This window comes from Curtobacterium sp. MCSS17_008, assembly GCF_003234185.1.
In the GTDB taxonomy this organism is placed as follows: domain Bacteria; phylum Actinomycetota; class Actinomycetes; order Actinomycetales; family Microbacteriaceae; genus Curtobacterium.
On record NZ_QKSM01000018.1, the window covers coordinates 29,418 to 47,913 of the forward strand.

Consider the following 18,496-nt stretch of genomic DNA (forward strand, 5'->3'; position numbering starts at 1 on the left):
CCACGGAGCGCTTCGAAACGCGCAGGAAGGATGCGCGCTTCGTCAGGCGATCAGCACCTCGACCCCTGCCGCGGCGATCTGCTCCAAGGCGTCGGCCGGTGCGTGCTCGTCGGTGACCAGGACCGACACGTCGCCGATGTCGGCCATCCGGGCCATGGTCTGTCGCCCGACCTTCGACCCGTCGCAGACGACGACGACCCGGTCGGCGTGCGTCACCATGACGCCGTTCGTCCGCGCCTCGGTGTCGTCGTGGGTGGTGACGCCACCGGACGCGCTGATCCCGTCCGTCCCGAGGAACGCCGTCGTCACCTTGAACGCCGAGAACGCCGCCTCGGCCAGCGGACCGACCGCCTCGAGCGAGGTCGCCCGGAGCGTCCCGCCGGTCAGGATCGTCTTCACCCGCGGACTGCGCGAGACCTCGAGCGCGATGGTGACGGCGTTCGTGATCACGGTGAGGCCGTTCCGGTCGCCGAGGGCCCGCACGACCTCCTTCGTGGTGGTGCCGCCGCTGACCGCGATGGCCTGCCGCCCCGGTGGCAGGAGCCGCGCCGCGAGCCGTGCGACGGCACGCTTGGCGGCGTCGGCCTCCGACGCACGCATCACCACGGGCATCTCCGGGAGCACCCCGACGGCCTCGACCCTGCCGTAGCTCCGGACGACGAGGCCCCGCGCCTCGAGTTCGCTGAGGTCGCGACGAACCGTCGCCGCCGAGACGCCGCACGCTTGGATGAGCTCGTCCGTGCCGACCGAGCCCTGCGCCCGGACCCGCTCGAGGATGTCCCGCATCCGGTCCCGTCGCTTGCGTCCGACGTCGGGGCTGTCGTTGTCCATGCCCCCATCCTGCGCCACAACGATCACTGCGAATGCTCGGAGTGATCGTTCCGGCAGCGGAAGTGATCGGTCGTTGCCGACACTGAGACCGGACGCGTCGCCGCTCGGCGTCGCGTCGGCAGCGCCGCCGACCGCGGCGCACGCACCAGGAGAACACGTGAACCCCATCACTGCGCTTGTCGCTCGCCACCGTGCCGGGTCCGGGGAGGGGATCTACTCGGTCTGTTCGGCCAACCCGTACGTGCTGCGTGCCTCGATGCGCCAGGCGCTCGAGGACGGCGCGCCCCTGCTCGTCGAGGCGACCTCGAACCAGGTCGACCAGTTCGGCGGCTACACCGGCATGACGCCGACTGACTTCCGCGCCGCCGTGCTCGAGCTCGCTGCCGCCGAGGGCTTCCCGGCCGACCGGCTCGTCCTCGGCGGGGACCACCTGGGCCCGAACACCTGGCAGGACCGCCCCGCCGACGAGGCCATGCCGCTCGCCGTCGACCTGGTCCGGGCCTACGTCGCGGCCGGGTACACGAAGATCCACCTCGACTGCAGCATGCCGTTGCAGGGCGAGGTCGCCCCGCTGTCCGACGAGGTCGTCGCCGACCGGGCCGCGACACTCCTCGCCGCCGCGGAGTCCGCTGCGGACGACGCCGGGATCGACCGGTCCGGGATCGTCTACGTCATCGGCACCGAGGTCCCGACGCCCGGTGGCGCGAAGGAGACCCTGCACGACCTCGAGCCGACCCCTGCGACGGCCGCGATCGGCACGCTCGACGTGCACCGGGCGGCGTTCGAACGCGCCGGCCTCGCCGCGGCGTGGCCGCGCGTGGTCGCCCTCGTCGTCCAGCCCGCCGTGGAGTTCGACCACCTGCAGGTCATCGACTACGTCCCCGAGGCCACGACCGCCCTCCAGGAGGTCATCGAGGCGACGCCCGGCCTGGTGTACGAGGCGCACTCGACCGACTACCAGACGCCCGCTGCGCTCCGTGCCCTGGTCGACGACCACTGGGCGATCCTGAAGGTCGGTCCCGGCCTGACCTTCGGGCTCCGCGAGGCGCTGTACGCGCTCGACGCCATCGAGTCGGAGATCGTGCCCGCGGGCGAGGCCACCGGGCTGCGCGCCGTGGTCGAGCGCCGCATGCTCGCCGAGCCCGACCGCTGGGAGCGGTACTACGAGGGCGACGACCTCGAGCAGCGGATCGCGCGCACCTACAGCTACAGCGACCGCATGCGCTACTACTGGCCCGACGCGGAGATCACCGCCGCCACCGAGGGACTGCTCGCCCGCCTGGACGAGGTCGGCGTCCCGCTCCCGCTGCTGAGCCAGTACCTGCCGATCCAGTACGAGCGGGTCCGCGACGGCCTGCTGCCGAACCGTGCCGAGGACATCGTGCTCGACCGGGTCCGCGACGTCCTGCGGCCCTACGCCGCCGCAGTCGCCCCGACGAGGGCCGGGTCCGCCGATGCGGTCCACGCCACCACCAGCAAGGAGTCCCTGTGACCACCTCGACCCCTGTCCGCGCCGACGAGACCGCGACCCACCGCGAGATCCTGCAGCAGCCCGACAGCTGGCAGCGCCTCGTCGCGTCGCTCGACGACCGCCGCGACGCGCTCGACACCTTCCTGCGGCCGCTGCTCGCCGACGCGGGCCTGCGCATCGTCCTCACCGGGGCTGGTACCTCGGCCTTCGTCGGGGACATCGCGAGCGTCGACCTCCGACGGCACCTCGGGCGTCGTGTCGACTCGATCGCGACGACCGACATCGTGGCCGATCCACACGGCTCGCTCGGCGGACCGGGTCCGGTCCTCCTCGTCTCGTTCGCGCGGTCAGGCAACAGTCCGGAGAGCGTGGCCGCGACCCGCGTCGTCGACGACGTCGCGCCCGGTGCGCACCACCTCGTCGTCACGTGCGACCCGTCGGGAGCCCTCGCACGTGAGCACCGGGGCGGGGAGCGATCCTTCGTCCTCGAGATGCCGGCCGAGACGAACGACACCGGCTTCGCGATGACGTCCAGCTTCTCCTCCATGCTCCTCGCCGTCCTCCTGGCGTTCCGGCCGGAGCTCACCTCCGGCACCGGCGCGCTGGTCGCGGCAGCGCGGACCGTCGCCGGCCTGGAGGCACGGATCGCCTCGCTCGCGGAGGGCACCGAACGCGTGGTCTACCTGGGCAGCGGCGCGCTGCAGGGCCTGGCGCGCGAGTCCGCGCTGAAGCTGCTCGAACTGACGGCCGGCCAGGTCGTCTCGTTCTACGACACCCCCCTGGGGTTCCGGCACGGCCCGAAGGCCGTGGCTGGTGCGCACACCCTGGTCGTCGTCTACGGCTCGGCGGACCCGTACACGGCGCAGTACGACGCGGACATCCTCCGTGAGCTGCGCGCCGACGGCGCCGTGCGCGTCGTCTCGGTCGGCGGAGACGCGGACGACGAGCGGGCGTTCCCGCTCGACGAGCTCGCGGGCCTCGACGACGCCCTCCGGAGCGTCGCACTGGTCGGTTTCGCGCAGCTCCTCGCCCTCGCCGCCTCCGTCGCGCACGGGTGCACGCCGGACAACCCCTTCCCCGGCGGCACGGTGAACCGCGTCGTCCAGGGCGTGACCATCCACGACCACCGCGAGGGAGCCGCACGGCCGTGACCGTCTACCTCGGCATGGACGGCGGCGGCACGAAGACCGCGTTCCTGCTCACCGACGGCGACGGCACGACGCTCGCCGAGTCGCGGCAGCCGTCCTGCTACTACTTCGACACCGGCATCGAGCTCGTCGGCGACGTCATCCGGGCCGGCGTCGAGGCCGTGACGGCGGCGGCCGGCATCACCCCGGCGGACATCACGTTCGCGCACTTCGGCATCCCGGGGCACGGGGAGTCGAGCCGGGACACCCCCGTGCTCGACGCCGTCCCCGCCGGCGTGCTCGGCCACGAGCGGTACTCCTGCGGCAACGACATGGTCGGCGGCTGGGCAGGATCACTCGCCGGCCGGGACGGCGTGAACGTGATCGCCGGCACCGGGTCCATGGCCTACGGCGAGCGGGGCGGGGTCGCACACCGTGTCGGCGGCTGGAGCGAGGTGTTCGGCGACGAGGGCTCCGCGTACTGGGTCGCCGTCCAGGGGCTCAACGCCTTCTCGCGGATGGCGGACGGACGGCTCCGCCGCGGTCCGCTCCACGCAGCCGTCCGCGAGCGGGTCGGCGTGACCGAGGACCTCGACCTCATCGGGGTCGTCGTCGACGAGTGGGGCGCGGACCGCGGTGCGGTCGCCGACCTGGCGAAGGTGGTCGTCGCGGCGGCCGACGCCGGCGACGAGGCGGCGGTGGACGTCCTGCACCGCGCCGCCGCAGAGCTCACGACCCTGGTCGTCACCGCGGTCCGCGCGCTCGGCTTCGCCGCCTGCGAGACCGTGCCCGTGTCGTACTCCGGCGGGCTCTTCCAGGCACCGCGGTTCCGCGAGGACTTCGCCGCTGCCCTGCACGCCGAGGACGCCCACCTGGAGCTCGTCGAACCGCGGCTCGGTCCGGCGCTCGGGAGCGTCCTGGTCGCGATGCGACGTGCCGGGGCACCGCTCCCGGCGAGGTTGACCGCGGATCAGGTCCCGACGAGGTTGACGGCGGACCCGGCCCCGACGACACGCTCCAACGCTGCAGCGCGCTGACACCACGAGGAGACGACCTGTGCAGTTCACGTTCGAGTTCGACGGCCTCCGAGTGCCAGCGAACGTCTCCGGACCCCCGCGCCGGACAGCGGAGGGATGGATCGTCCCGGCGGGGCCGGTCGCGCTCCTGCACCCGTTCGGCGTCGGAGCGGAGTTCTACCGGCACGGCTGGAACTCGTGGAGCCCGAGCGGGTGGACGCGCGTCGACGGTGACACCATCGGGATCAAGGACAACCCCGAACGGCTGCTGACGGCGGACGACGCCGCCAACGAGACGCCGCACGCGCACTCCGGCAGTGCGGTGGGCGCGGTCACCGGCCCGGACGGCGGCACGTTGCTCGTCGGGGCGCTCGGGCTCGGCACCCCGCGGGTCGGTGCCGACGGCAACGTCCTCTGGGCGAGGAGCGAGCACGACGACGCGGAGTGGTTCGTCACCTACGGCGACGAGCAGGACGTCTTCGCCGCGTACGCCGACCACGTCGCCCGTCGGCTCGGTCGCCGGACCGCCCGCGCCGGCACCGTGTGGAGCAGCTGGTACTCGTACTACGAGGACATCACCGAGGACCGGATCGCGCGTGCCGCCGCCGACCTCGAGGGGTACCCGATCGACGTCTTCCAGATGGACGACGGGTGGGAGCCCATCGTCGGCGACTGGACGGCGGGACCCGGCTTCCCGAGCGGCACGGCGGCGACGGCACAGACCATCGAGCGGTACGGCTTCCGCCCGGGCATCTGGCTCGCACCGCTGATCGCCCTGCCCGGCTCGACGATCGCGACGGAGCGGCCCGACCTCCTCGTCGCCGACGACGACGGCCGTCCGCTCGTCACCGGCCACAACTGGGGGTCGCACTACCACTCGCTCGACACCACGAACCCGGAGGTGCTCGACCACCTCCGCGGAGTATTCGAGCGCCTCACGGGCGACGGTTACAGCTACCTGAAGCTCGACTTCATGTACGCCGGCGCGGTCGCCGGTCACCGCCACGTCGACCTGCCCCGCGAGCAGGCCTACCGCCGGGCGGTCGAGCACATCCGGGAAACCGTCGGCGACGACGTCTACCTGCTCGGGTGCGGGGTGCCGATGATCCCCTCGGTCGGGGTGTTCGACGGGGCCCGTGTCGGACCCGACGTCGCGCCGTTCTGGGACAACGCCGAGCGGGTGGGCGACCCGTCCGGCGAGGGTGCCCGCAACGCGTTGGTGTCCTCCGTCAACCGGGTGTGGATGCGGCGGCTGTACGAGGTCGACCCTGACTCGGTCTACTTCCGCAGCGAGCGGAACCTGCTCGGGGCGGACGAACGTCGAGCGTTGCAGGACACCGCGGCGGTGCTCGGGTTCCGGTCGACTTCGGACCCCGTCGACTGGCTCCGACCGGAGGAGCGAGCCGAGGCCGCCGGCTGGCTCGGCGGGGGCGCGGTGGTCGAGCAGGTCGGCCGGTACGTCTTCCGTGTCGACGACCGGCTGGTCGACCTCACCCCGTACGTCACCGGCGAGCACGCGGTCGACGCTGCGTCCTTCATCGGCTGACCGACCGGCGGCCGCTGCCGGCTGCAGGGCGGCCTGGGCGTGACCGACAGCCCTCCGGCGAGGAGCCAACTGAACCTGCAGCAGCCCCGAGATACGCAACCGACCCTGTGGCGGTACCGGTGGTATTTGAACCCATCACCGAGCAATCGGAGGTGCACTCCATTCGAGCAGATCCGCTTGAGCACGCGGCGATCGGCGCCGCTCCATGAATGTTCGAGCCATGTCGCGCCGTGTGAAGCTGCACCAAAATGCACCACAGATGCACCGTGTCCGCTTCGAACTCGAGGGCCCGACGAGGGCCGAGAGCAACGCTGTGCCAAGCCGCGATACCATACATTATCTGCGGAAGTACAGGCAGCTCAAGCGGCCGAGACGGGGCTTGCCTGGAGCGCAACGCGGTCGCGACAGCGGACCCGTTCCCTCACGACCTCGACAGCCCGAGCTTACTTGAGTGCATGTACACGGCGGTAGACGCTCCGCTTCGGGATCTCGCGAAGCTCAGCTACCAGCTACTCGACGATGACACCGGTAGTGACAGCAGGGCTGGCGAAATCCGCAACGGCAGTACTGCCGGCGCTAGGCGTGGCCTGCTTCTTCCAGCCGTCGGCGGTACTGGGCGAAGGCGCGCGCCGTTTCGCGGGCCTTTCGCGCCGCTGTTCCGACGCAGAGTTCTTCCGCAAAGAGTTCGCGATCATCGGCGGCTACGCCGTCCGAGGTGCCGGGCAAAGACTGCTGCAGCCAGACACACCGGTGCGGCGCCGATCCCCGCTCGCCCCGTTCGGCCTGAACCATTAAGACGGTACTGACCGACTCAGGAGCAGTGCCATCGGTACAGCCATGCACAGGGCAGGGACAATCCACCGGAGAGACTGCGCCCTTTGGTGAATATTTGCCACAGACGCTAACGCCAGGACTCCCAATATAATGCCCAATAGGGCGATCAAGCGCGGCGCTGTCCAGAAGCTGAATGTAACGCCAGGCCAGTCTCGAGCGAGGTCGTGTCTCCGGGCGAACGCAATTACCACCAGGGCGGCGAGGCCTACTAGAGCCACTGGCCAGACGACCGGCCCATTGGGCAGAACTATCTCGTCTTTGCCTGGCTGGCCCAGGAAAAACAGGCCGATAGCGACGCTGATCAGCCCGAGCAGGCCGCCGCTCATTTCTACCTTGTTCGTCGAGGACATCATCAGGGGCGCTCCGGCTGTTCCCATCCCCGCCATTCCCACTGCCGCATCATCGGTCACGCGCCATCCGGACAGATGCATCCAAATGATCCCAGCAGGCAGAAGCAGGTAGACCGTCAACGCCGCCTTCCTCAGATGTCTTGTACTAGCCGCCTCTGGCCGACCATTCGCCTGATCGGCACCCCCACACATGACCACCTAATGAATGTACTGGGCGATGCCCGGATTGGGCCGAGGCCAGCAGGCTGGCGCGCACAAAGAGCCGTCCGCCAGCGAGCACCACCGAATTCGCCGTTGTGCTGGGGCTCGCATCGAGGTGCGCAGGCCATTCATGCAGCATGCTGGCAGCGCAGACCCGACACGAAGGACCCTGATGCTTCTCATCCTCGACGCCAACGCCGTCGTCTCGAACCCAGAGCTGCAAGGGGGTGCCTGGCACGGCATCAAGGCTGCGATCGCCGACAAGACTCTCACCGTGATCGCTCCGCGCATAGTCGCGGCGGAGATCACTGCGAAGGTCAGAGCGAACCGGCGCAAGGTCCAGCTGCGAGGGGACGCTCGCCGAGCACCCGCGGCCGTGACGCAGGCGCTGCAAAACGCCGCCGCCGAGGTTGAGCGGTGGGCCGCCCGCTACGACGCAGAGATCTGGCTCGCCGCCGACGGGATACTCATCCGCGACACCCCGACGATCAGTCACGACGAGGTCTCCCAACGAGCCATCGACCGCCACCCGCCCTTCGATGAGAACGGCGGCGGCTACCGGGATGCGCTGCACTGGTACACCGTGCTCGACATCATTCGTGAGCACCCAGCCGAAGCAGTCGTCTTCGTCTCGAACGACGACGGGTACCAAACCAGCAAGGGCAGCCATGAACTGCATCCCAAGCTCCTAGAAGAAGCCAACGAGATCCTGACCACGGGCAGCATCCAGCTCTACAGGAACATCAACGAGTTCGATCCACCGCAGAAGTACGCCGGCGAGGAGGATCGCACCACTCCCGACTCCGATCACCTCGAAGCACTCGTTGCCGCGCTCTTCCCCGACGGCACCCTCCACGCCCCCGAGATCTGGATGGCCTTCGACGTCGAAGAACCCGTCGATGCCGATGTCAGCGACCCCGGGACGCCGGAGCTGGTCTTCTCTCACGTGCGTGACCTCGTCGGCGGCGGGCGCTCGTACCGGACCAGGATCCGGCTCACCGCACGCGTGGTCCTCGACTGGATCAACTGGCCCGACGAAGTCGACGCAAGCGCCTACGAGGAGCTCGACATTACCGCCGAGTACACCGTCGACGACGACGGCTTTCACGTCGACGAGGACCGCACGCACCTCGCGCGAGCTCCATGGTTCACCCCGACGGAGAGCACTCGGTCCGACCCCACCTTTGCGAGCCGCGCCGCTGCGGTGAAGGTGTTCAACGACGAGCGCAAACGCCAGCTTGCGACGTCGATCGATTTCGGTCAACTCGACTCGACTGCTGCACTCATGGCGCGGCTGGCAGTGCCGCCGACGCTGGCGAACGCGATTGCGGACCTTGCCAAGCGCGGGTACACGCAGTCTTTCGCTGAGATGGCGGCTGCACAGACCGGGAAAATGGGTTTCGCGGGACTCGCCGCAGCCCGGGCAGCGGCGGTGAGCGTGGACTTCTCGACAGGTCCGATCGCGAATATAGCCGCCGAGATAGCCAGAAGGGGCAAGACACTTCCCCCAAGCGACGTACTTGCAGCGGCCGCCGCTGCCGCCGCAACCGTCGCCGCAGCAAGCCAGACGCCGGCAGACGAGACAGTCGACGACACAAGCATCGACGCTGAGGCCGGCGCGGCAGACGAAGTCAACGCTGGCGACAGCGCCGACAAGTCCGACGACGATCGAACAGACGGATAGGACACTCCCAATTCGACGACGGACCGACAGTTAACGTCCGTCTCGACCTCGAACTGCTGCACGTGATCGTGATCCAGATCCGCGTCGCGGCCCTGCTGTTGACCTCTGACAGTCACCAACCGAATGTTCGCCGGCACACCGGCTTTATCTCGCTGATCCCAGTGCGCGCCCGGCAGCGGACGGATCGATGGCGACGTTAGTGTTCACGAACGGCGTGCACCAGATCCGCCTCCGAGGGCAGGGCTGCCTGCGCTGCTGGCGAGAACAGGTCGTAGCTGGCGACACCGATCGGCGTCTGCTGGGTGCCGAGTGAGTAGCGGACGACGGCGTCGTTCTTGTCCGCGACGAGGAGCAGCCCGACTGTGTCGGCGTGCTGGGAGCGGCGAAGCTTGTCATCGACGAGGGCGACGTAGAAGCCAAGCTGGCCGAGGTACTCCGGCTTGAACATGCCAATCTTCAACTCGATGACCACGTAACGGAGCTGCTCGACGTGGCAGAAAAGCAGGTCAACGTAGAAGTCGTCCCCGTCGACGTCGAAGTGCACCTGCCGACCCACGAACGCGAACCCCTCCCCCAGCTCCCGCAACGTGTCGATGATCCGATCGACCAACGCCTGCTCAAGCTGCCGCTCCTTCGTATCCCCATCGAGGGCGAGGAAGTCCAGGACGTTCGGGTCCTTCGTAATTTGCTGCGCCAGGTCCGACTCTCCCGCCGGCAACGTGGCGAAGCTCGACGGCGCCGCCTGTAACCGAGTGTGAGCATCGGTGCGGATTTGGTGCTCGAGCACGTTCCGAGACCACCCGTGATGCATCGCCTGCGCCGCGTACCACTCGTGGGTCTCCTGGTCGTCGAGCCGGTCGAGGAGCACCGTGATGTGTCCCCAGGGCAGTTGTCCAACAAGCTGTTGGACAACTGCCTTGTCCGGTCACGCGGCAGCCGCGCGACGCATGTAAAAGAGGTTCGCGCGCGAGAAGCCCTTCATCGCCGGGAACTCCGCGCGGAGATCTTCGGCGAGCCGTCCGATGACGTTGGTTCCCACCCCTCCTGCTCCTGTCGCTGCAAGATCGTGGATCCAATCCCCCAGTACAAGCGCACCAGTTTCGTGTTGACGCGACGCTGCGCCGTGAAGCGCGCATTCCTCACCTGTTGCTTCAGCCAAAGCGGCGGTGTAGCCGAATGGAACGGGTGCGCTTTTCGTCATCGGGACCATTCTGCCTCACCGGATGGATGCGGCATGCCGGCTCGCGACTTCTGACTGTCTGAAGCGACGTATGCCACAGTGGAGGCGCATCCCCTAGTGAAAGGCGGCCTCCTATGGCGCAGAAAGTCACCACGCAGCTCGTCGACGACTTGACCGGCGACACCATCGAAGACGGCAAGGGCCGCACCGTCACCTTCGGGTTTGACGGCGCCAACTACGAAATCGACCTGACCGACGACAACGCAGACGCGCTCCGCGAAGCGTTCTCGGACTACATCGCCGCCGCCCGTAAGACCGGCAACCGCAGCAGTCGCGCATCCTCTGGCAGCGCCCCCAAGCGTGGCAACTCCGAGGAACTCGGCAAGATCCGCGAGTGGGCCGCCGCCAACGGCCACGAGGTCTCCTCCCGCGGTCGGATCAGCCAGGCCGTCCGCGACGCGTACGACGCCGCACACTGACGCCACTCCCCCACACGCAGCAACGGCCGGCCGCCCTTCGGGGTCGCCGGCCGTTGTTGATCGCGCCGATAGCGGTCTCTTATGTCAGATTGAGGACTCCGACGCCTGCTCCCCAGGGTGCGTCGGTGTGTCTCCTCCCTCATGCTGCGTCGCTTATCCGCAAGAGCGTCGCTGCAGACTGGGCCTGCATCCTTAGCGGAGTCACATAGCGCTTGGGTGAGCCGTGCCTCCCGTCCGTCACGCGGCCGCACTCCACGACGGACGCGGTACCGGGCGCGTTCGAACCCGCTCAATCCGCCGCTCGTCGGCGCCCAGTGCAAGGACGCGCCGACGTGTTGGACGAACGGAAGGCCCATCAGCCCAACGCAGCCGATGGCCGCATCTCAGCCACGACAGCGCCCTATAGAGACGGGTGGTTTTCGCGCTGCGAAGGACGCGTCGCCCGGCCAGTCGCACCGACTTCGGGCGACGGCCCCCAACTCCGCCCTATCCTGCTGACTGATCGCCTACCGGGTGGCACGACTGCCTTTCAGCTCGGGCTCCGGGTTCGTAACCGCTGACCGTGCTGGTGTAGTGAGGATGCACGGAGATGGGCGGGTGACGGAGTTGATAAGCCGGAGACAGGAGGGCCCGCCGGAATAGATTCCGGCGGGCCCTCCTCGGTGCTTTCGCTGCCGTTCTGCAGCGGGCGCGGCGATCAGCTGCGGCGGTGGCGGCGCCCGATCGTCAGCCCGGCACCTGCGAGCAGGAGCAGGAGAGCGATCGCGATCATCGGGGCCGTGTCGGCGCCGGTGTAGGCGAGCGAGCCGCCTGCCTCGGTACCACCGGAGCCATCCGCACCACCGGAGCCGGCCGTTCCGGCGAGCACGACGGTGAAGGTGATCGCATCGGACGGGTCCGACTCACCACCGGCACCGGTCTGCGTGGCCGTAATGGTGTGCGTCCCCGGGCCGAAGGGAACGAGCGGCGTGCACGTCCAGGTGCCGTCGGCGGCGACCGTCGTGGTGCAAACCACGGCTTCCCCGTCCCGGACCGTCACAGTCGTGCCGGGCTCACCCGTGCCGGTGATCGGGGGCGTTCCGGTCGTAACCGTTCCGCCCTCCTCCGGTGAGGTGATCACGGGCGGCGCGGGGGCCGTAACCGCGTCGTACGTGTAAGCCAGGGGCTCCGACGTGCCGGCCGCGTTCGTCACCGTGACCGTGACCTCGCCCGGGTCGTGCGCCGGGGTGATGAAGGTGAGCTCGGTGCCGTCCTCCGACACGCTGTCCGGCCTGATTGGGTCGGAACCGTCGACCGACACGGTCGATGCGTCGGTGAACCCGTCACCGGTGATCGTCACCAACGTGCCACCCGCCGCCGGCCCGTGGTTCGGGTCCAGCGTGGTCAGCGTCGGCGCGTTCGCGGGCGCCGGGTCGTAGACGAACGTCACCGGGTCGGAGGTGCCCGCGTCGGTCGTCACGGTCACGTCCACCTCGCCGGCCGCGTGGGCCGGGGTGGTGAAGGTGAGCTCCGTGCCATCCTCGGAGACGCTGTCCGGCGTGACCTCGACCCCATCGACCGACACCGTGGCGTCGTCCGTGAAGCCGGTCCCCGTCAGGGTGACCGTCGTCCCGCCACCGGCCGGACCGTTAGCCGGGTCGATGTCCGTGATGGTCGGCGCACCGGCAGGAGCCTCGAGGTAGGTGAACGTCAGCGGCTCCGAAGTGCCGTCACCATTCGTCACCGTCACCGGCACCGCACCAGCAGCATGCGCCGGCGTAGTGAACGTCAGCGACGTGCCGTCCTCCGAGATGCTGTCCGGCGTGATCGGGTCACCGTTGTCGACCGACACCGTCGAGTCATCCGTGAACCCATCACCGGTAATCGTCACCGAGGTGCCACCAGCAGCCGGACCCTCGTCCGGGTCCAGCGCGTCCAGCGTCGGCGCACCGGCAGAAGCCTCGAGGTAGGTGAACGTCAGCGGCTCCGAAGTGCCGTCACCATTCGTCACCGTCACCGGCACCGCACCAGCAGCATGCGCCGGCGTAGTGAACGTCAGCGACGTGCCGTCCTCCGAGATGCTGTCCGGCGTGATCGGGTCACCGTTGTCGACCGACACCGTCGAGTCATCCGTGAACCCATCACCGGTAATCGTCACCGAGGTGCCACCAGCAGCCGGACCCTCGTCCGGGTCCAGCGCGTCCAGCGTCGGCGCACCGGCAGAAGCCTCGAGGTAGGTGAACGTCAGCGGCTCCGAAGTGCCGGACGGCGTCGTGACCGTGACATCGACGGCACCGGCGTCGTGCGCCGGAGTGGTGAAGGTGAGCTCGGTGCCGTCCTCCGAGACAGTGTCCGGCGTGATCGGGTCGGAACCGCCCACGGACACGGTCGAGTCGTCCGTGAAGTCGGTACCTGTGACGGTCACCGTGGTGCCGCCAGCGGTCGGACCGTTATCCGGGGCGAGTGAGGCCAGGGTTGGGACGGCGAGCGGGCCCGCGTTTGGGCCGACCGTTGCAGATGCGAGGTTGACGATCGCGGCCGGGGTGGCAGCGTTCGGCAGCAGCCCGACACGGAGTGCCCGCTGGGTGAAGACCCCTCCGGCGCTGGTCTCCTGCACGTTGCCCTGTAGGGAGACGATGTCGGTGAGGGCGTCGGCGAGTGGCGTCACGACGGTCGTGCCGAGGCCGCTGATCACGTTGTTGATGGGTGCGACGACCTGGGCGAGCACCGGGTTGACCACCGGCAGGATCTGCCCGACTGGCAGCGGGACGCCGAGAAGCGTCACCGTGAGGCCCCGTAGCGAGGTCGTGAGCTCGGTCACGACACCTTGGAGCGCCGAAGTGATCGCCGGCAGGAGCTGGGTCGTGAGTGCGTTGGTGATGTACGGCAGCAGGTCGGTGTTCGGTGGCAGGTCGTTGAGGTTTAGCCCTTGGCTCGCCAGCACTGCAGCGACGTCTATCGTGATCGCACCGGTTTGCAGATTCGCGGTGATCGACCCGTCCGCGCTCGTGACATTCGTCGCCGAGTCAAGGACTGCAGTGAGGTTGGGGATCCCCGAGACCTGAACCAACTGGCCGAGGACGGACCGCAGGAGCGTCTGCAGGTTGTTCACCGTCGGCTGCAGTCCAGCGAGCGTCCCGCGGAGATCGGTGACGGTGTCGCCGAGCGCTGGACTGGTCAGGGTCAGGTTGAGGTCCTCGACGCCGTAGTCGCCGCTCTGGGCGCCGCCGGGACCAGCGGCCTGCACGGCCGTCGCGGACACTGCGCCGACCTCGAGGTTCACGTCTGCGAGTGCCCCGGCGAGGTCCTCCCCGATAAGGCCGGAGAGCGCAAGCGAGGCGTTCGCCTGCGGGACGCCGTCCTGGCCGCCGACACCGATGCCGCCCGTGTTCGTGACCGCACCCGAGGCCGCGGCCGAGCTGCCGTCCGGATTCGCGGCTGCGTACTGGTTGACCGCGCCAAGCGTCAGCATGCCGTTATCGCCGAGGAGGTTCAACCCGTTGCCGAGGTCAACACTCACGGAGTTGAGTGCGGTCGCGTCGAGCGGGTGCACGTCAGTGACAGTCGCGCCACCAGTGTTCCGCGCATCCGCGGGAGTCACGGTGAGAATGTCATCGAGGTTGATCCCAAGCGCCGAACCGCTGATGAAGCGGCCCTGACCGACCGATGCTGCCGGAGCCGCCATCGCCGGTGCTGCTGCCAGCACACTGCCACCGACTCCGAGGAGCGCCGCGGTGACGACCGCGATTCCCCGGGTTCTCCCGCTCCAGCGGGATGGTGTCGACGCTCCTGGCCCATTTTCGGCGCGCGCGAGTGTCCCAAGCCTCATATGGCTCTGCTCCTGATCCTGATCCAAGCGGTTGGTGAGACCGCGTTCGGCAGTTGGTGAGACTGCCTCCAGCTGGTGTGCTGTGAAAGGAGCGTAACCCTGAGAAGGGACACATGTCCAAGCCCCGTCGAAGGAGAGCCGAGGAAACGGTGCGGCGTAGGGGTGCGCGGGCGGGACTTGAGGATCGGTGTCTGGTCCCGCCCGCTGGCAGCGGTACCACCCGCTACTGCGACACATCACGAAGCATGAACCTTCGCGCCGCCAACTCCCCCAAGCGGTATCCGGCACCATCGCGCGAACCGATCCACGCACACTGCTGTCCACGGTGTCGGTTCAGGAGTTGGGTGCGCGGCCGGACCAAACTCCTCGAGGACCCGCTCCGAAGGCATAACGGCTGCGCGACAGATGTTGCACAGTCGCGGTGCCCGTGGCTCCCTGATCCGGCGACGGGCACCGCTCCCAAGACGAGAACGGCGGGCGGCCTGCAACCCGACTGCAGACCGACCGCCACGTCGCAGCGCCTGATCCACGCGACGACGCTTCTACTCGAGCATCGTTCACTTGTGACGTCAAGGGGTTGACCACGCGGCCACGACACGATAAAAAACGCGCATTGGTTGGTTTTCGACGACGCGCTCGAGGTGTCGCCGATGCTGCGTGTCAGGCGCAGGCGGTTCCCGTGATGAGCCCGAGGACGCTAACGACCTTGACATTCACAGAGTTTGTCGAGGTTGCGGTCCAGGCGCCGGCATAGTCGGTGCGGATGGTGAGGGTACGGACGGTACCAAGATCGAGGAGGCCGCTGAGCTTGACCGTCGCAGTGTGTGCGGTTCCGCTCGATGTGGTTGCGATCACGGCGGATCCGTTCTCGAGGACGGAGAACGACTTCGGGATATCCGCTCCGGCGGGATACTTCCAGCTGAGGACGACGGAGCCATTGTTGTTGACGCACATAACGTTGGTCGCGGACGGAGCCGAGCCTGCGGTGAAGTGACTCGTTGGACTCTTGGCGACATGGTGGAACGGGTCCGCGAAGGCGTTCACGGGTATCGCGGTGATGGTTCCGGCCAGCAAGAGAACACCGATGGCGCCGCCGGCGCGACGGAGTCGCCTGATGCGTCGTGCACGGCGACGAGTGAACCGTCTCGTGAAAGCGTGTCGAGCACCATTGACGCGTTGTTCGGAGGTGCCGTTGTGCGCCCGTGCTGGCAATTCTGCAGGCGCTTCAGCATTGGTGTTGGCTTGGCCGTCCGGTGCTGCGCTCAGACGGCGGAGGGGCCCGTCGATCGTGCAGAGGTACAGCACAGCGGCGAGGCTTGCGGCGAGGAGGGCGATTGCGCTCCAGTTGCCGGCGTGGAGCCAGAGGATCGGAGTGCCGATCATGGGGACGCGGAGAAACGCAACGCCGTGCACGGCGTCCCGGGTGATCGTGGTGGAGTCCTGCTGAGGGTTCGCGTCACCCTTTGTGATGAGCGTGCCGCCCGCATCGTCGTCGATGTACCGGTGCATACGCAGGTGTCCGGCCTGGTCGGGGTCATCGGCGAGGAGAATCTGCCCGAGGCGAATTTCGGACGCGGCAACGGGGCGGGAAACGACGACATCGCCGGGAGCGAGGCGCGGCTGCATTGAACCGGTCATCACCGTGGTTGGCTGCCAGTCGATGACTGCTGGCGCGGCCGCCCACAAAGCCAAGCCGAGGAGTGTGACGATGATGCTGCGGGCGAGTGTGGCGACAGCAACACGCCCCCAGTCGAGGCCGTCACGGACCGCGTCACGCGTCGCCGGGTGACCGGTGGCGGTGATGCTGACCATGAGTGCCTTCGACGAGGGGCGTGCTGGGAACGAGTTGCTGCGCCGGCCAGGATCGGTTGGAGTAAGAACGCCGTCTTCTAGCCGGGATCGCGTCAGCTGTTCTGCGCCTCCCAGGTGAGGCCGAGGGATGCGGTGCCGCCCTGGACGGTGTTCGGGGCGCTATCGGAGACTGTGTAGCTGACCTTGAAGACGCGGGATTCGGAGCCGCTGCCGGTTGGCGCCCAGGTGCCCACTCCGTTGGAGAAGTTGGTTGCCGACGCGCCGAACGAGGCAAGCGTCGAGTTCGCTGGGGTGATCGTGCCGCCGGTAGCAAGCGGGGTGAAGCCGGCGCAAGAGCCGAAGCCGCCGCCGGTGCCCTGTTCAATCGTGATGTTGATGTTCGACGCCAGCGCGTTCGTCGTCGCAGCGTTCGTGGCGTAGAGCTTCACGGTCGACGCAAGCGATCCCGTCGAGGTGACCGTGATGCAGTTCGAGCCTGTCGACCCCGGCTTCAAGCCGGTCGCGTTGAACAGTGCCGTGTTGTTGTCGTCATCAGTCAGCGCGACGCTGCCGGCGGTCCAGTTGCTCGTCGGATTGACGGTGGTGGCTGAGAAGGCCGAGTAGGAGGCGGTCGAGACGACGACACCCGAGGCCACGAGAGCGGCGGGGATGGCGATCCAGGCGGCGAGACGAGCAGCGCGAGGGGTGACACGAGACATGGAGGTACTCCGTGAAGAAGAGATCTGATCGGTGGTCGGCCGGGCCCGCGGTGGTGAATCGCGCTACGTGCCGTGGTGATGCTTGCACTGGTGAGGTACGACAATCAAGATACTTTGTTGCTAAGCAGTACGCAAGACAAGCTACGACCCCCCTGGTGGGGGTATCTTGACTGCCGTGGTGCTCGATTGAATGAGCAGCACGGCAGCCGGGTTTGATGCTGCCCCTCGCGCTGGTTGCGCGATTTTGGAATCGGAAGCAGGCGATGACCACCTCGACGGACGCTCTCACGCTCCCCACCGCCTCGGGAGCCCCTGTGAGTCCCGCCGTCCCGGCGGAACCAGCTGACGATCTTTGGCCGCTGCTGACAGCGTTCCGTCTGCTACAGGTGGAGCACGTGAAGATGCTGCATCACGAGAGCGCTGAACGAGGCTTGAACGCGACCGACGTCCGCTTTGTGTTCTTCCTCGCGGCCACGGACGGGCAGGGCGTCACGCCAAAGCAAGCCGGTGAGTACCTGGAGCTGTCAACTGGGGCGATGACATCGCTGATCGATCGACTCGTGAACCGCACCCTCATCGAGCGGCATCCAAACCCGAACGACCGTCGGAGTGTCCTACTGCGCCTCACGCCAGCCGGGACGACAATTGCGGACGAGATCGGCCGCCACTACGCCAACGCTTTCGAGCAAGCCTTCCCCGCCGGCCAGCGGCCCATGCTGACCTCTGCGTTCCTGGCTTTGGGTACGGCGCTCGCGACACGAACACCTGCCGATGTCTGACCTGCACATCAAGTCAGGCTCGACGACAGGCTCGCGCTTTCGGTAGCTTGGCGGGAACGATCGCGCTCCGGCCGGAGCAGCAGGGGACGCTCGACGGCCGGAGCGTCGATGCTCGACAAGCCTGCGGCGACGTAGCTACCGATCGGGTATGGCTTGCTTTTACAAGCGTATGCGTCTGCATAAACAGGACATAGACCGCAACGACCCCCAGTACGAGGGTCAATCCACTGACGCCGCTGCCTTCACGTGGGATTCGGCAGATCAGGATGAGCTTGCGGCCTCGCTATTGGACACCCAAGGGATGCACCGCTTCATTGAAACGAGCCCGCGTTAAGCGGGAAGTTGCGTGAATGCGCGACTTTAAAAACCCTCCACTTCATACCTGGCGGTCCCGCCCGGTTGCCGATGAGCCCCGGAGACCCAGCGAGGGCTGGCGCACCGACCGCGGGTGGTGGGGTCAAGCGCTGCGTGCCCCCTCTACGAGGCACTGAGGGACCTTCATTTCGCCAGTAGGCTCATGAGGTTTTCCTACCCGAAGGACTCTCTTGTCGCGCTCTCGCACCACCTCCGTCGTCGCCGCCTCGCTCGCCGTCGCCCTCGGCGGACTCGGCATCGCAACCCTTCCGCACGCCGCCTCTGCCGTCGAGGGCGAACCTGCGCCGACCGCGGTGACCTCCGCC

Annotated in this window: 12 protein-coding genes and 1 pseudogene; 7 read left to right on the forward strand and 6 right to left on the reverse strand. The window is 68.0% G+C overall.

The annotated features are described in order from the left end of the window. Window positions 1-42: 42 nt before the first annotated feature. Window positions 43-831 (reverse strand): DeoR/GlpR family DNA-binding transcription regulator, encoded by a 789-nt coding sequence (locus tag DEJ23_RS14025; RefSeq protein WP_111240854.1) that lies wholly within the window; start codon window positions 829-831, stop codon window positions 43-45. A 157-nt stretch (window positions 832-988) separates the two neighbouring features. Between DEJ23_RS14025 and DEJ23_RS14030 the strand changes: the two genes are divergently transcribed. Genes DEJ23_RS14030 through DEJ23_RS14045 form a run of 4 tightly spaced genes read left to right on the forward strand, consistent with a single transcriptional unit; the run spans window position 989 to window position 5,991 of the window. Beyond that, window positions 989-2,323 carry a D-tagatose-bisphosphate aldolase, class II, non-catalytic subunit gene (locus tag DEJ23_RS14030; RefSeq protein WP_181429277.1) on the forward strand — a complete coding sequence of 445 codons (1,335 nt, stop codon included), beginning with the start codon at window positions 989-991 and terminating at the stop codon, window positions 2,321-2,323. Then, window positions 2,320-3,453: an SIS domain-containing protein gene (locus DEJ23_RS14035; RefSeq protein ID WP_111240856.1), complete on the forward strand. Its 1,134-nt coding sequence runs from the start codon at window positions 2,320-2,322 to the stop codon at window positions 3,451-3,453. The genes DEJ23_RS14030 and DEJ23_RS14035 overlap by 4 nt, the downstream gene beginning before the upstream one ends. Further along, window positions 3,450-4,466, forward strand: coding sequence for an N-acetylglucosamine kinase (locus DEJ23_RS14040; protein ID WP_220034237.1), 1,017 nt, complete (start codon window positions 3,450-3,452; stop codon window positions 4,464-4,466). Before DEJ23_RS14035 ends, DEJ23_RS14040 begins: the two co-directional genes overlap by 4 nt. 19 nt (window positions 4,467-4,485) lie before the next feature. After that, entirely contained in the window at window positions 4,486-5,991 is a 1,506-nt protein-coding gene (locus DEJ23_RS14045; RefSeq protein WP_111240857.1) for a glycoside hydrolase family 36 protein, read from the forward strand. 576 nt (window positions 5,992-6,567) lie between these two features. Here DEJ23_RS14045 and DEJ23_RS15520 read toward each other — a convergent pair. Next, the gene (locus DEJ23_RS15520) at window positions 6,568-6,783 is read right to left on the reverse strand and encodes a hypothetical protein (protein WP_146240310.1); all 216 of its coding nucleotides are present in this window, start codon (window positions 6,781-6,783) and stop codon (window positions 6,568-6,570) included. Between the two features lie 765 nt (window positions 6,784-7,548). Between DEJ23_RS15520 and DEJ23_RS14050 the strand changes: the two genes are divergently transcribed. Continuing rightward, window positions 7,549-9,060, forward strand: coding sequence for a PIN domain-containing protein (locus DEJ23_RS14050; protein ID WP_181429278.1), 1,512 nt, complete (start codon window positions 7,549-7,551; stop codon window positions 9,058-9,060). A gap of 196 nt (window positions 9,061-9,256) precedes the next feature. Here DEJ23_RS14050 and DEJ23_RS16090 read toward each other — a convergent pair. Beyond that, a pseudogene (locus DEJ23_RS16090) lies at window positions 9,257-10,215 on the reverse strand (YhcG family protein). A gap of 159 nt (window positions 10,216-10,374) precedes the next feature. On the opposite strand from DEJ23_RS16090, the gene DEJ23_RS14060 reads away from it, so the two are divergent. Then, entirely contained in the window at window positions 10,375-10,719 is a 345-nt protein-coding gene (locus DEJ23_RS14060; RefSeq protein ID WP_111240859.1) for an Lsr2 family protein, read from the forward strand. A 697-nt stretch (window positions 10,720-11,416) separates the two neighbouring features. Here DEJ23_RS14060 and DEJ23_RS14065 read toward each other — a convergent pair. The 3 genes from DEJ23_RS14065 to DEJ23_RS14075 all read right to left on the reverse strand — a co-directional run bounded on the left by DEJ23_RS14065 (window position 11,417) and on the right by DEJ23_RS14075 (window position 17,037). Then, entirely contained in the window at window positions 11,417-14,851 is a 3,435-nt protein-coding gene (locus tag DEJ23_RS14065) for an IPT/TIG domain-containing protein (RefSeq protein WP_146240311.1), read from the reverse strand. A 336-nt stretch (window positions 14,852-15,187) separates the two neighbouring features. Further along, the gene (locus tag DEJ23_RS14070; RefSeq protein ID WP_111240861.1) at window positions 15,188-16,339 is read right to left on the reverse strand and encodes a S26 family signal peptidase; all 1,152 of its coding nucleotides are present in this window, start codon (window positions 16,337-16,339) and stop codon (window positions 15,188-15,190) included. A 92-nt stretch (window positions 16,340-16,431) separates the two neighbouring features. Further along, window positions 16,432-17,037 (reverse strand): hypothetical protein, encoded by a 606-nt coding sequence (locus DEJ23_RS14075; protein ID WP_111240862.1) that lies wholly within the window; start codon window positions 17,035-17,037, stop codon window positions 16,432-16,434. Window positions 17,038-17,438: 401 nt separating this feature from the next. On the opposite strand from DEJ23_RS14075, the gene DEJ23_RS14080 reads away from it, so the two are divergent. Then, on the forward strand, window positions 17,439-17,816 hold the full coding sequence (locus tag DEJ23_RS14080) for a MarR family winged helix-turn-helix transcriptional regulator (RefSeq protein ID WP_258375575.1): 378 nt from the start codon (window positions 17,439-17,441) through the stop codon (window positions 17,814-17,816). The last annotated feature ends 680 nt before the right edge of the window (window positions 17,817-18,496 follow it).